The sequence below is a fragment of the Streptomyces sp. NPDC002790 genome (assembly GCF_040295505.1).
Lineage (GTDB): Bacteria > Actinomycetota > Actinomycetes > Streptomycetales > Streptomycetaceae > Streptomyces.
This window is the reverse complement of sequence record NZ_JBEOVM010000071.1, coordinates 20327-32697: the sequence shown is the minus strand read 5'-3', so window position 1 is coordinate 32697 and position 12371 is coordinate 20327. Positions and strand designations below refer to the sequence as shown.

The 12371-nt window shown below is 71.6% G+C and carries 15 protein-coding genes and 5 tRNA genes; 11 read left to right on the top strand and 9 right to left on the bottom strand.

Annotated features, from left to right (window positions below; all coding sequences use genetic code 11):
- The first annotated feature begins 140 nt into the window (after nt 1-140).
- The gene (gene cobA, locus ABT004_RS25785) at nt 141-1367 is read left to right on the top strand and encodes a uroporphyrinogen-III C-methyltransferase (RefSeq protein WP_351341297.1); all 1227 of its coding nucleotides are present in this window, start codon (nt 141-143) and stop codon (nt 1365-1367) included.
- 64 nt (nt 1368-1431) lie between these two features.
- On the top strand, nt 1432-2265 hold the full coding sequence (locus ABT004_RS25780; protein ID WP_351341294.1) for a TrmH family RNA methyltransferase: 834 nt from the start codon (nt 1432-1434) through the stop codon (nt 2263-2265).
- A gap of 7 nt (nt 2266-2272) precedes the next feature.
- On the opposite strand, the gene ABT004_RS25775 is transcribed toward ABT004_RS25780, so the two are convergent.
- Nucleotides 2273-3577, bottom strand: a complete 1305-nt coding sequence (locus tag ABT004_RS25775) for a serine/threonine-protein kinase (protein WP_351341307.1) — start codon at nt 3575-3577, stop codon at nt 2273-2275.
- 199 nt (nt 3578-3776) lie between these two features.
- Between ABT004_RS25775 and ABT004_RS25770 the strand changes: the two genes are divergently transcribed.
- The 4 genes from ABT004_RS25770 to ABT004_RS25755 all read left to right on the top strand — a co-directional run bounded on the left by ABT004_RS25770 (nt 3777) and on the right by ABT004_RS25755 (nt 5990).
- Nucleotides 3777-4055, top strand: a complete 279-nt coding sequence (locus tag ABT004_RS25770) for a DUF8836 family protein (protein ID WP_351341292.1) — start codon at nt 3777-3779, stop codon at nt 4053-4055.
- Nucleotides 4056-4287: 232 nt separating this feature from the next.
- Nucleotides 4288-4494, top strand: coding sequence for a hypothetical protein (locus ABT004_RS25765; RefSeq protein WP_351341290.1), 207 nt, complete (start codon nt 4288-4290; stop codon nt 4492-4494).
- A 179-nt stretch (nt 4495-4673) separates the two neighbouring features.
- Nucleotides 4674-5633, top strand: coding sequence for an aminoglycoside phosphotransferase family protein (locus ABT004_RS25760; protein WP_351341287.1), 960 nt, complete (start codon nt 4674-4676; stop codon nt 5631-5633).
- Nucleotides 5634-5702: 69 nt separating this feature from the next.
- Nucleotides 5703-5990, top strand: a complete 288-nt coding sequence (locus tag ABT004_RS25755; protein WP_351341284.1) for a TFIIB-type zinc ribbon-containing protein — start codon at nt 5703-5705, stop codon at nt 5988-5990.
- A gap of 53 nt (nt 5991-6043) precedes the next feature.
- On the opposite strand, the gene ABT004_RS25750 is transcribed toward ABT004_RS25755, so the two are convergent.
- The 5 genes from ABT004_RS25750 to ABT004_RS25730 all read right to left on the bottom strand — a co-directional run bounded on the left by ABT004_RS25750 (nt 6044) and on the right by ABT004_RS25730 (nt 6490).
- Nucleotides 6044-6118, bottom strand: a tRNA-Val gene (locus tag ABT004_RS25750).
- Nucleotides 6119-6137: 19 nt separating this feature from the next.
- A tRNA-Val gene (locus tag ABT004_RS25745) sits at nt 6138-6209 on the bottom strand.
- Nucleotides 6210-6233: 24 nt separating this feature from the next.
- Nucleotides 6234-6305, bottom strand: a tRNA-Val gene (locus ABT004_RS25740).
- Between the two features lies 1 nt (nt 6306).
- A tRNA-Cys gene (locus tag ABT004_RS25735) sits at nt 6307-6380 on the bottom strand.
- A gap of 37 nt (nt 6381-6417) precedes the next feature.
- Nucleotides 6418-6490: transfer RNA gene (locus ABT004_RS25730), tRNA-Gly, on the bottom strand.
- A gap of 155 nt (nt 6491-6645) precedes the next feature.
- Here ABT004_RS25730 and ABT004_RS25725 point away from each other — a divergent pair.
- From ABT004_RS25725 to ABT004_RS25715, 3 genes are all read left to right on the top strand, one after another.
- Nucleotides 6646-7683 carry a chorismate-binding protein gene (locus ABT004_RS25725; RefSeq protein ID WP_351341281.1) on the top strand — a complete coding sequence of 346 codons (1038 nt, stop codon included), beginning with the start codon at nt 6646-6648 and terminating at the stop codon, nt 7681-7683.
- A gap of 13 nt (nt 7684-7696) precedes the next feature.
- On the top strand, nt 7697-8521 hold the full coding sequence (locus ABT004_RS25720; protein WP_351341278.1) for an aminotransferase class IV: 825 nt from the start codon (nt 7697-7699) through the stop codon (nt 8519-8521).
- Nucleotides 8522-8660: 139 nt separating this feature from the next.
- A complete protein-coding gene (locus ABT004_RS25715) occupies nt 8661-9485 on the top strand; it encodes a GNAT family N-acetyltransferase (protein ID WP_351341276.1) in 825 nt (274 codons plus the stop codon).
- Between the two features lie 3 nt (nt 9486-9488).
- Here ABT004_RS25715 and ABT004_RS25710 read toward each other — a convergent pair whose 3' ends face one another.
- Nucleotides 9489-9998, bottom strand: coding sequence for a DsbA family protein (locus tag ABT004_RS25710; RefSeq protein ID WP_351341274.1), 510 nt, complete (start codon nt 9996-9998; stop codon nt 9489-9491).
- Between the two features lie 177 nt (nt 9999-10175).
- On the opposite strand from ABT004_RS25710, the gene ABT004_RS25705 reads away from it, so the two are divergent.
- Together ABT004_RS25705 and ABT004_RS25700 are read left to right on the top strand one after the other, a co-directional pair.
- Nucleotides 10176-10601 carry a hypothetical protein gene (locus ABT004_RS25705; protein ID WP_351341271.1) on the top strand — a complete coding sequence of 142 codons (426 nt, stop codon included), beginning with the start codon at nt 10176-10178 and terminating at the stop codon, nt 10599-10601.
- A gap of 141 nt (nt 10602-10742) precedes the next feature.
- Nucleotides 10743-10961, top strand: a complete 219-nt coding sequence (locus tag ABT004_RS25700) for a hypothetical protein (RefSeq protein WP_351341269.1) — start codon at nt 10743-10745, stop codon at nt 10959-10961.
- A gap of 6 nt (nt 10962-10967) precedes the next feature.
- Here ABT004_RS25700 and ABT004_RS25695 read toward each other — a convergent pair whose 3' ends face one another.
- Nucleotides 10968-11528: a CGNR zinc finger domain-containing protein gene (locus ABT004_RS25695; protein ID WP_351341267.1), complete on the bottom strand. Its 561-nt coding sequence runs from the start codon at nt 11526-11528 to the stop codon at nt 10968-10970.
- A gap of 244 nt (nt 11529-11772) precedes the next feature.
- Nucleotides 11773-12186 (bottom strand): SsgA family sporulation/cell division regulator, encoded by a 414-nt coding sequence (locus ABT004_RS25690; RefSeq protein ID WP_257850025.1) that lies wholly within the window; start codon nt 12184-12186, stop codon nt 11773-11775.
- Nucleotides 12187-12371: the final 185 nt, after the last annotated feature.

Genomic DNA, 12371 nt, shown 5'->3' with positions numbered 1-12371 from the left:
GGCTGAAAATTCAGCCCCTCCGGCGATTGAGGAGGCCCGTCCGGCAGGACTTTCGGGAAGGGGCGGGGTGGGGAAGAAACCTGCCGGTCACGCCCACGACGTACGCTCACAAACAACACCCGCACGCCAGAGGACACCGCATGCCCGCCGCCGACCACCCCGCCTACCCCGTAGGGCTCCGTCTGACCGGCCGCCGAGTCGTCGTCCTCGGCGGCGGCCAGGTAGCCCAGCGCAGGCTCCCCGCCCTGATCGCCGCGGGCGCGGACATCACGCTGATCTCCCCCTCCGCGACCCCGTCGGTCGAGGCGATGGCGACCGCCGGCGAACTGACCTGGGTCGAGCGCCGCTACGAGCCGGGCGACCTCGCCGACACCTGGTACGCCCTGGTGGCCACCAGCGACCGGCAGACGAACGACGACGCCTCCGCCGAAGCGGAGCGCACCCGCACCTGGTGCGTACGCTCCGACGACGCGGACGAGGCGACCGCCTGGACCCCGGCGACGGGCCGCGCGGACGGCGTGACCGTGGCCGTCCTGACGACCACCGCCGCGGACCGCGACCCCCGCCGCACCGCCGCGATCCGCGATGCCATCGTCGAGGCCCTCCACGACGGCACCGTCGCCGTCCAGCGCGAGCACAAGCCCGGCGTGGCCCTCGTCGGCGGCGGCCCCGGCGACCCGGACCTGATCACGGTGCGCGGCCGCCGCCTCCTCGCCGAGGCCGACGTCGTGATCGCCGACCGGCTCGGCCCGCGCGACCTCCTCGACGAACTCCCGCCGCACGTCGAGGTGATCGACGCCGCGAAGATCCCGTACGGCCGCCAGATGGTCCAGGAGGCCATCAATCAGGCGCTCATCGACCACGCCAAGCAGGGCAAGGCCGTGGTCCGGCTCAAGGGCGGCGACCCGTTCGTCTTCGGCCGCGGCATGGAGGAGGCCCAGGCGCTCGCCGCCGAGGGCATCCCGGTCACGGTCGTCCCCGGCATCTCCAGCTCCATCAGCGTCCCCGGCGCCGTCGGCATCCCGGTCACGCACCGCGGCGTCGCCCACGAGTTCACCGTCGTCAGCGGCCACGTGGCGCCGGACGACGAGCGCTCCCTGGTCGACTGGGAGGCGATGGCGAGACTGACCGGCACCCTCGTGATCCTCATGGGAGTCGACAAGATCGCAAAGATCGCCGAGGCCCTCGTCTCGTACGGCAAGAGCCCCGAGACGCCCGTCGCGCTCGTCCAGGAAGGGACGACGGCGGCCCAGCGCCGCGTCGACGCCACCCTCGCGACGGTCGGCGAAACGGTCGTCTCCGAAGGGGTCAGGCCGCCGGCCGTCATCGTGATCGGTGACGTGGTGCGAGAGGGCCCCGATAAGTAACCAGCGGTAACACAACCCGCTCCGCACCGTTGGCACCACACCAAGAACAAGGCAGTATCGACCCGTGGCTGAAGCTGAATCCCGAGGGCTCATCACCATCGATGACCCCGACGACCCGCGCCTGTCCGACTACACGGGCCTGACCGACGTAGAACTGCGTCGCAAACGCGAACCGGCCGAGGGCCTGTTCATCGCCGAGGGCGAGAAGGTCATCCGGCGCGCCAAGCTCGCCGGGTACGAGATGCGCTCGATGCTGCTGTCCGCGAAGTGGGTCGACGTCATGCGCGACGTCATCGACGAGGTCCCCGCCCCGGTCTACGCGGTCGCCCCCGACCTCGCCGAGCAGGTCACCGGCTACCACGTGCACCGCGGCGCCCTCGCCTCCATGCAGCGCAAACCGCTGCCGACGGCCGACGAACTCCTCGCCACCGCCCGGCGCGTGGTCGTCATGGAGTCGGTCAACGACCACACCAACATCGGCGCCATCTTCCGAAGCGCCGCCGCCCTCGGTATCGACGCGGTCCTGCTCTCGCCCGACTGCGCCGACCCGCTCTACCGCCGCTCCGTGAAGGTCTCCATGGGCGCGGTCTTCGCCGTGCCGTACGCGCGCCTGGAAGCCTGGCCGAAGTCCCTGGAGACGGTCCGCGACGCCGGTTTCGAACTCCTCGCGCTGACCCCGGCCGAACAGGCCAAGTCCCTCGACGAGGTGGCACCGCACCGCATGGAACGCGTCGCGCTGATGCTCGGCGCGGAGGGCGACGGACTCTCGACCAAGGCCCTGATGGCGGCGGACGAATGGGTCCGCATCCCGATGGCCCACGGAGTCGACTCGCTCAACGTCGGCGCGGCGGCCGCCGTCGCGTTCTACGCGGTGGCGACGGGCCGCCCGGAGCTCTAGAGCTCCTCTAGGACTCCGAGGGGCTCCCCGGAAGCGGCAGCGCCCGCGCGGAAGCGGACGTCGTCTTCTTTACGTGGCTGTCACCGAGGCCGCGCGTCGGCCCCTGGCAGCCCTGCGCCGCCGCGATCGCCAGCGCCACGAGCAGCGTCACGACGACGAACACGAAGAGCCGCTGCCGCAGCAGCCGCGGATTCGCGGGCCGCAGCTTCTTGCCCGAACCCGTGCCGTTCGTCCGCGGCGCCGGGCGTCCCGCACCACTGCGCGGCCCCGGCCTGCTGTTGCTGCCCGACCGGCTGTTGGTGTTCCGGGCGGGCCCCGACCCGTTGCTCCTGCCGTTGCTGGGGCGCGACGTCGGAGTCCCCGGCTGCGTACGCCGCTGGGTGCGCTGCCCCTCGTACGAGGCGTGTGCGTCGGCGATGCGCCCCGTCGGCCGGTCCTGCTCGGCGGTGCGCGGCGCGGGCGGGCGCGGCTCCGCGACGATGCCCTGCGCCTCACGGGCCGCGATCTCCTTGAGCCGCAGCGACAGTTGCAGCGTGCTGGGCCGCTCCTCCGGGTCCTTCGCGAGGCACGCGCGCAGCAGCGGGGAGAGCGCGTCCGGCACCCCGGCCAGCTGCGCCTCCTCGTGGACCACGCGGTAGAGCATGACCTCGGAACTGCCGTGCCCGAAGGGCGAGTCACCCATGGCCGAGTACGCGAGCGTGGCCCCCAGGGCGAACACATCGGTCGCTGGCGTCACGGCGGCGCCCCGCACCTGCTCGGGCGCGAGGAAGCCGGGGGAGCCGACGGCGGTGCCGACATGGGTCAGCGTCGAGGCGCCGGTCGCCCACGCGATACCGAAGTCGATGATCCGCGGCCCCTTCGGGGACAGCAGAATGTTGGACGGCTTGAGGTCACGGTGCACGACCCCGGCCTCATGGACGGCGACGAGCCCCTCGGACAGCGCGGCGCCGACGGCCGCCACGTCCGATGCGGCCAGCGGACCCTCCTCGGCCACCTTGTCGTGCAGCGAGGGACCCGGCACGTACTGCGTCGCGAACCACGGGCGCTCCGCCTCCAGATCGGCCGCGACGAGCCGGGCGGTGCAGCCGCCGCGGATCCGCCGCGCGGCGGACACCTCGCGCGCGAACCGCGAGCGGAACTCCTGGTCCTCCGCCAGATCAGGCCTGATCACCTTGAGCGCGACCCGCTGGCCGCGCCGGTCGGACCCGAGGTAGACCACGCCCATCCCGCCGGCCCCGAGGCGTCTGTGAAGCCTGAACGAGCCGACGACGCGCGGGTCCTCGCGCCTGAGGCGCATCATCGCCATGTTCATCCCCGCTGCTGCCCGGTCCGTCTGACGAGCCACAGCTTACGTTTTCGCGCACGGCGGCGCGCAAAGGCCGCGCCCTCGCCGCCGATTCGATTGTCAGTGCCCGGTGCGAAACTTGAAGAGTGGTCAGGGGGCGCGGGAGCGGGGCGGCTTGTCGCGGGCCCGCGATCCAACAGGGCGGCGCTGAAGGGGGATTGGACGCATGAAGGGTGACCGGGTCGAGATAGTCGTGGATGCCGGGGACACGACGCGTACGTACGAGGTGACGGCGGGCCGGGCGGGCCGAAGGGTGGAGACGGCGGTGCGCAGAGGGGTGGTGGAAGTGAGCGAAGTCACCCGATCCGGATCCGTGGTGCGCACCGCGCGCTTCATGGCCACCAGGGTGTTGGCCCTGGTGGAACACCCGGTCCCGCGCGAGGAGCCCGCCGAGCGCGAGGCCCGGATCGGCCGCCCCCTGGGGGATGACCCCGAGGCCGAGTAGGTCGTCGGGCCTTCGTCTCCACCCAGGGGAGTACGCCGGTCGCAGGTGGTCATCCTCGGGGAGGCCCGGCAATCGGTACGAGGGCATGACGTCTCGGGCGCCCGGTACTCATAGATTTGAGGTCAAGCGGCGGGTACGGCACTCGTCCCCCGAGGTCAGGTACCCGCCGCTTGCCAAGACGCAAGAACTGAAGACCGACGCAAGAACTCAAGATTTCGACCGGGAGAGGACCATGGCGGACACAGCACCGCGGACGACAGCGTTCCGCACAGCGGCCCGCAGGGCGGGCCTTTTCGGTGGCCCCGCGACCGACCGCCGGCATCCGCTGGTGGCCGCGGCCATGGTTCTCCCTCTCGCGGCCCTTCTCGTCGTCGTATTCGGCGGCTGGGACGCGATGGTCACACAGGCGTCGTCCGTGGGTGTGATGCTGGGGCGCTGAGCGGCGCTCCCAGGCCCGGATGAGCGGTCCGGGCGGGGACATCCGACCATGAAACCCCGTGGGGACGGGGGTGCGGCGGACGGCACAAATGCTGCGCGCAGCTGGGGAGCTGCGCGCAGCATTATTTTGTGCCTGCCGCACCCGTAATCTTGTGCCTGCCGCACCCGTAGGCTGCCGCCGTGACCACGCTCATCGTTCCCGCGCTCAGGGCCGAGGCCCGGGGCGCGGCCCATCCGTCGGGGATCGCCTGCGTCTGTGGCGCCACGACCCTCGCCGACCGCCCCGACGCCACGGTGGTCCGGCACGGCGACACCGTCGCCAAGGCGCACGCCCCCGACACCGACCCGGCCGAGCTGAACCTGCGCCTGGCCGTGGCCGCACACCCCGCCCTGGCCGGCGTACTGCTGCACCCACTGCGCCCGACGGCGGCATCCCTGGACGACCGGCTCGTAACGTTCTGGCCGCACGGCACCCCCGTGGACCCGGACCACCCGGAGCACGCCCCCTGGGAAGCCGTGGGTGCCCTCCTCGCCCGCCTGCACCGCACGCCCGCGCACGAACTGCCGCCCGCGCTCCCGCCCATGCGCGGCCCGCTCAAGGCGGCGCGCGCCGTGGCCCGCCTCCATGCATCGGCTCCCGCCCACCCGGCCGGGCGCCCGATCCTCGACGCCTGGCGAACGCTGCCGCCCTGGGCCCGCGCCGAAGCCCCGTACGCGCACGCGAGCGCCCTCTGCCACGGAGATCTGCACCTCGGCCAGCTGGTCCGCCACCCCGCAGCCTCCGCCGACCCTGCCGCGTGGACGCTGATCGACGTCGACGACCTCGGAATCGGCGACCCCGCCTGGGACTTGGCCCGCCCCGCCGCCTGGTTCGCCTGCGGTCTGCTGTCCGGCGAGGACTGGACCCGCTTCCTCGGCGCGTACCAACGCACAGGCGGCGCAAAGGAACTGAGCGTCCCCGACCCCTGGCCCGCCCTGGACGTTCCGGCCCGCGCCCTGGCCGTGCAGACCGCCGCGCTCGCCGTCGCGAAGGCCGCCGACGCGGGCCGCACGCTCGACGAGGTGGAGGAGTCGGTCGTCGACGCCTGCGCCCGAATGGCATCGGTGCCACCGCAGTTCGAGGACGTACCGGCCAAGTAGGGTGCGGGGGACCGAAGCCGGGAAGCGTTCCGGCGAAGCAGCACCGAACGGCAAGGAGTTGAGCCGAGCATGCAGTGCCCGAAGTGTCACGCACCGATGCACACGTACAACCGCAATGGCGTCCAGATCGAGCAGTGCAGCGGGTGCCGCGGGATATTCCTGGACTACGGCGAGCTGGAGTCGCTGACTCGCATGGAGTCGCAGTGGCAGCAGCAGGCGCCACCGCCCCCGCCCGCCCCACAGGGCTACCCGGCCCCCGCGGCCCCGGCCTGGGGAGCCCCGCACCACGGCGGTCACCATGGCGGCCACCACGGCCACCACAACCGTGGCTTCGGCCGGATGCTGTTTTCCTCCTGAGGAGCCGCCCGGCACGAAGAAGCCCCCGGCCACGAGGACCGGGGGCTTCTTGCTGGTGCGCGATACTGGGATTGAACCAGTGACCTCTTCCGTGTCAGGGAAGCGCTCTCCCGCTGAGCTAATCGCGCGGGAACCCACAGGGGGCAGTGGACGATACTGGGATTGAACCAGTGACCTCTTCCGTGTCAGGGAAGCGCTCTCCCGCTGAGCTAATCGTCCGGGAAGGAAGCCTTGCGGCCTCAGTGCGCGATACTGGGATTGAACCAGTGACCTCTTCCGTGTCAGGGAAGCGCTCTCCCGCTGAGCTAATCGCGCTTGGAGGTGGAGACGGGATTTGAACCCGTGTAGACGGCTTTGCAGGCCGTTGCCTCGCCTCTCGGCCACTCCACCAGGAGCGTAGGGGTTCGGGAAGATCCCCCACATCCTGAGCGAACGACCGGGTTCGAACCGGCGACCTCAACCTTGGCAAGGTTGCGCTCTACCAACTGAGCTACGTTCGCGTGTCATTCCGGTCGGCTTCCGCGTCCCGGCGACGTGTTGAACTCTAGCGGATTCCTGGGGGAGGTCCAAAACGCGTTTGCGCAGCGTGCTGCGGTGCGATCGGCGAAGGTCCTGCTCAGATGGGCCGGTCGGCATCAGCCATAGACTCGAAGGTGTGCACGACCTCCCTGCTCTGGCCCGCTTCGGCGGGCTCGTCGCGACCGACCTGCGCGACGTCACCAGCGATCCCGCGGCCCTCGACGGCGCCGGCTTCTGGGCGGTCTGCGCCGATTTCGAGGGGCGCCTCGTCTGCGCCCGCTTCGGCAACGTGCGCGAGGAAGCCGTGCCCGCCCCGCGCCCCGGCGCATGGCCCGGACCTGCACCTATGGACTGGACGTCGTCGCTCGACCACGCCGCGTACACGGACGGCGTGCGGCGCATCCGCGCGCACATAGCGACCGGCGAGGTCTACCAGGCGAACCTCTGTCGCGTGCTGTCCGCGCCCATCTCCCCGTACGCGGATGTGGACGCCCTCACCGCTCTCCTCGCGCGCGGGAACCCGGCGCCGTACGCGGGCACGATCCGGCTCCCGGGCCATGGCGTGGAGGTCGCGACGGCCTCGCCCGAGCTGTTCCTGCGCAGGGACGGCCGGGTCGTCGAATCCGGGCCGATCAAGGGGACCGGGCGCACCGAGGCGGACCTCCTCGACAAGGACCACGCCGAGAACGTGATGATCGTCGACCTGGTCCGCAACGACCTGGGCGTCGTCTGCGCCACCGGCAGCGTGACCGTGCCCGAACTGTGCGTGGTCGAGAAGCATCCGGGCCTCGTCCACCTCGTCTCCACCGTGCGCGGCGAACTGCCCGAGGCGGCCGGCTGGCCGGAACTGCTCGACGCGGCGTTCCCGCCCGGCTCCGTCACCGGCGCCCCGAAGTCCAGCGCCCTGCGGATCATCGACGACCTGGAGACGGCGCCGCGCGGCCCGTACTGCGGCGGTATCGGCTGGGTGGACGCGGACCGGGGGACCGGGGAACTGGCCGTCGGGATCCGCACGTTCTGGATCGACCGCGGCGCCGACGGCGACTTCCTGCGCTTCGGCACCGGCGCCGGAATCACCTGGGGCTCCGACCCGGAGCGGGAGTGGCGCGAGACCGAGCTGAAGGCGGCGCGGCTGCTGGGGGTAGCGTCGGGAACGTACGCACTCGAACAGTGAGAGGCAAGAACCCGTGAAGATCTGGCTCGACGGCCGGCTGCAGGACACCGAGGCGGCGCGCGTCTCCGTCTTCGACCACGGGCTCACCGTGGGCGACGGCATCTTCGAGACGGTGAAGGCCGTCGAAGGCAGGCCCTTCGCGCTCACCCGCCACCTCGACCGACTCGCCCGCTCGGCCCGCGGGCTCGGCCTGCCCGAGCCCGACCTCGACGAGGTGCGCCGCGCCTGCGCCGCCGTCCTCGAGGCCAACCCGATGGCGCTGGGCCGCCTGCGCATCACCTACACCGGCGGCTTCTCGCCGCTCAGCTCCGACCGCGGCGACCAGGGCGCCACGCTCGTCGTCGCCCTCGGCGAGGCCAAGCGGCGCCCCGACAGCACCGCCGTGATCACCGTGCCGTGGACCCGCAACGAGCGCGGCGCCCTCGCGGGCCTGAAGACCACCTCGTACGCGGAGAACGTCGTCGCCCTGGCCCGCGCCCACGAACACGGCGCTTCCGAGGCCCTGTTCGCGAACACGGTGGGGCAGCTGTGCGAGGGCACGGGCTCCAACGTCTTCGTCGTCCTGGACGGCGAGATCCACACCCCGCCGCTGACGGCGGGCCCGCTGGCCGGCATCACGCGCGCCCTCGCCGCCGAGTGGACCGGCGCGAAGGAGACGGACCTGCCGCTCTCGGTGCTCGCGGAGGCCGACGAGGTGTTCCTGACGTCGACGCTGCGCGACATCCAGGCCGTGCACCGCATCGACGACCGGAACCTGACGGACGCACCGGGCCCCGTCACCACGAAGGCGATGCGGGTATGGGCCGAGCGGGAAGCAGACCAGCTCGACCCGTGCTGATTTCTTTCGGGGGGCGCCCCCCCCGAACCCCCAGCCGGAACAACAGCCCACCCGGAGCGGCCGGGACGGGCGGGCAGCAAACCGGCTCGACCGTAAATCCGTTGTCGCGTCGGGGGTGCGCGCGGGTACAACACCCGTGATGACCACGACCCTGCGGCCGACCGAGCCGCTCCAGCGCACCCCCGACGGCGCGCGCTCCCGTCGCTACGCGGTATGCGTGAACAGCCGCCCCGTGGGCGCCCTGCACCTCGCCACGCACCCGGTCTTCGGCCCGTCCGTCGCCCAGATACTCGAACTGAGCATCGAGGACAAGGACCGGGGGCGCGGCCGCGGCACCGTCGCAGCGCTCGCCGCCGAGGAGGTCGCCCGCTCCTGGAACTGCCGCCGCATCGAGCTGACCGTCCCCGCCGACGCACAGGCCATGCTCCGCCTCGCCAGCGCCCTCGGCTACGTGGAACGCAACCGGAACATGGCGAAGACCCTGCCCGAACAGCCGCCGACCCTCCCCGAAGGCAGCGTGGGCCGGCGCATGACGGAGGCCGAGTACGGGCCGTGGCTCGTGTACGCCAAGGCCGAGTACGCGCGCTCCTGGGTCGAGCGCGGCGCCACCGAGGAAGAGGCGCACCAGAAGGCGGACCACGACTACGCCGCGCTGCTCCCGGACGGCGTCGCCACCCCGGACGTCCTGCTCGGCGTGCTGGAGCAGGACTGCGAGCGGGTCGGAACGCTCTGGGTGGCGCAGCGCCCCGACGGGGCGTTCGTCTTCGACGTCGAGGTGTCGGCCGAGCACCGGGGGCGCGGCCACGGACGCTCCCTGATGCTGCTCGCCGAGGCCGACTCGATCGCCGCGGGCACCACCCGGATCGGCCTCAACGTCTTCGCGGGGAACGCGACCGCGCTGCGCCTGTACGACTCGCTCGGCTACGAGCCGACCGGCCACTACCTCTACAAACAGCTGCTCTGAGCGTCAGGCCTGCCCGGCCTCGGCGAGCAGCCGGTCCGCGATCTCCTCGATCCGCCCGCGCAGCCCCTCCTGGCTCTTCCCGCCGTGCAGGAGCTCCCCGCCGATCTCGTACGTGGGCGTGCCGGTCACGCCGATGACCTTGCCCTCGGCCTGGTCGGCGTCGACGATCAGGATGTGCCGGCCGTCGACGAGCGCGGTGTCGAACTCCTCGGCGTCCAGGCCGAGTTCACCCGCCACCTCGACGAGGAACTGCTCGCCCTTGCGGTCGAACTCCTCGACCCGACCGAGCACCGCCTCCACGTACGGCCACCCCTTGCCCTGCGCGAACGCCTCCTCGGCGGCCTGCGCGCCGGCGAAGGAGTGCTTGTGCTTCTCGAGCGGGAAGTGCCGCAGGCGCAGCTCGACGCGGTCGCCGTAGCGCTCGCGCAGCGCGCGGAGGTCGTCCAGGGCCGAGCGGCAGTCGGGGCACTGCAGCTCGCACCACACGTCAAGGATGGGGTTCGGGGCGTTCATGGGTGCCAGTGTCCCAGGAGCGTCCGCCGGGCCCAACCTGGACCTGCGGAGGAGCGGCGACCCCGAGATGTCCCCCAGATCTGGCCGAGGACGGCCCCGGGCGTGGCCCGCGGGCCCCCGGGCGGTGCAGGATGGGAGGGGGAAGCGCCCCACGATGTCCGAACTCGGGAGGACCGGATGATTGCCGAGACCGTGTGTTCCGCCGTTGCCGTGGCGGGCCTGGGCATCGCCGGGGTTCTCGCCTTCCGCAAGCGGTTCCTCAAGGCCGCCCGCACCACCGCCTACGCGCTCGTACCGCTGGGCCTGGTGATGACGGGCGCGGTGGAGTGGATCGTGGACACGGCGTTCAGTCCGACCGCCTGGGCAGGCTTCGGCGTGCTCGGCGCCGCCTGGCTGATGTTCATGGGGACGCGGGCCGTCGAGCGGCGCCGCTCCGGCCGCCCCGGCAAGGAGGGCAAGGCCGCTGTCGCCCCGGCGGCGTCGGCGCCCTCGCTCGGCGAGGGCCGGCGCCCCACGCCCGCGGCGCAGCCGAAGCAGGCGAAGGCCGCGCCCGCGGAGGACTTCAGCGACATCGAGGCGATCCTCAAGAAGCACGGCATCTGAGGTAGCGCGGGCCGGAAAGCGGCACGGCATCTGGCGCCAACAGGCGCACGCGGTCCGCTGTCACGGGTTCCCGCGAACTGCCCCTCGAAAGTGGTGGGTTGAGTGCCCGTCACCCGATAAGTGCGCCATCATCACGACGAGATGCTGGACACACCGCAGCTGCCCGACCAGCTGGACGCCGACCAGGGGCAGGCGCCTCACATCGAGCCCGCGCCGCCCGTTCCCGTACGAACCGAGAAGCGGACCGAGAGCCCGCGCGGCTGCCTCTTCGCGCTCTCCCAACCCCCGTTGATGATCTTCCTGGGGGTGATCGGCAGCCTGCTCCTGATGGCCGCGCTGCACGACCTCCTGCTGCTGTGAACGGATTCAGCCCGCGGCTTCCTTGCGGCGGGCCCGGTAGGCCGCGACGTGCAGCCGGTTCCCGCACGTACGGCTGTCGCAGTAGCGGCGCGAACGGTTGCGGGACAGGTCGACGAACGCGAACCGGCAGTCGGGCGCCTCGCAGCGCCGCAGCCGCTCCTGCTCCCCGGCGACGACGAAGAACGCCAGGGCCATCCCGCAGTCGGCCGCCAGGTGGTCGGCGACGGAGGCGCCGGGCGCGAAGTAGTGCATGTGCCAGTCGTAGCCGTCGTGGTCCGTGAGGCGCGGCGTGGTGCCCGCCTCCGCGACCAGCTCGTTGATCACGGTCGCCGCCGCCCGCTGGTCACTCGCCGCGAACACGGCCGCGAAGCGGTCACGCACCGCACGCACCGAGCGGAGATCATCTTCGGTGATCACGCCGACATCGCTGACATCGTTCTTTCGTACGAAATCTGTCAGCGCGGCCGTGCTCGCGAGCCCGTCCGCCACCGCGTCGCCGTCCGGCGTCGTGTTCACCAGATCGACCACGGTGTCGAGCGCGCACCGGGTGTCGTGGGTGATCAGCACGATTCGCTCCCTGGCCTGGAGTAGGGCTCCCGCCCACCAATGCCGCCCGAGCCTAGTACCTGCTACCCCCTGGGAACGCACCTGCGCCGCCGCCATGGAAACTCCCACGGCGGCGGCGCCGGTGTATGCCGTATGCGGTTGTCCCGACCATGAAGCCGTGCCGTTCCCCGAGTGGACGGCACGGCACGCTCTCGCACTGCTCACGCCGACCGGGTGCCGGCGCGGGCCTCCTTGTTCCGCGGCGCTAACTTTCCGCGAGGATGTGCGAGAGCTCCTGGTCGAGGTCGAAATGGCGATGCTCCGTGCCGGGTGGCACGGCGGCGTCCGTTCGCTTGAGGAACGACTCGAGGGCCCGCGCCGGGGCCTCGAGCAGAGCCTCACCCTCGGGGGAGCTCAGGGCGATGCAGACAACGCCCTGACCGTGGCTACGGGACGGCCAGACTCGGACGTCTCCTGTGCCGGTCGGCCGGTGAAGGCCTTCGGCGAGGAGATCGCGGGCAAACACCCATTCGACTGTCTCCTCGGCTCCGGTGTGGAAGGTGGCGTGCACGGCATAGGGATCGGCCGTGGCATACCGCAGACCTGCGGGAACAGGCAGTGAAGACTCGCTCGACACAACGAGGCGCAGGTGCAGCTCGCAGCTGACCGTGGTGTTCATAAGCGCCAGGGCCTTTCGCTCAGTGTGCGCTCGGGGATTCGCACGTCGGCGAAATCGACATGCCACCTACGGTGCCGTTGTAAACCCCTCTGAGTGTTTTGAGCGCCTTTAGGTAGCTCGTACGGCCGAGTCTTATCTGCGGGAGAACGCCCATTCCGGTGACGCGAAAGAGTCGGGTAGGTTTG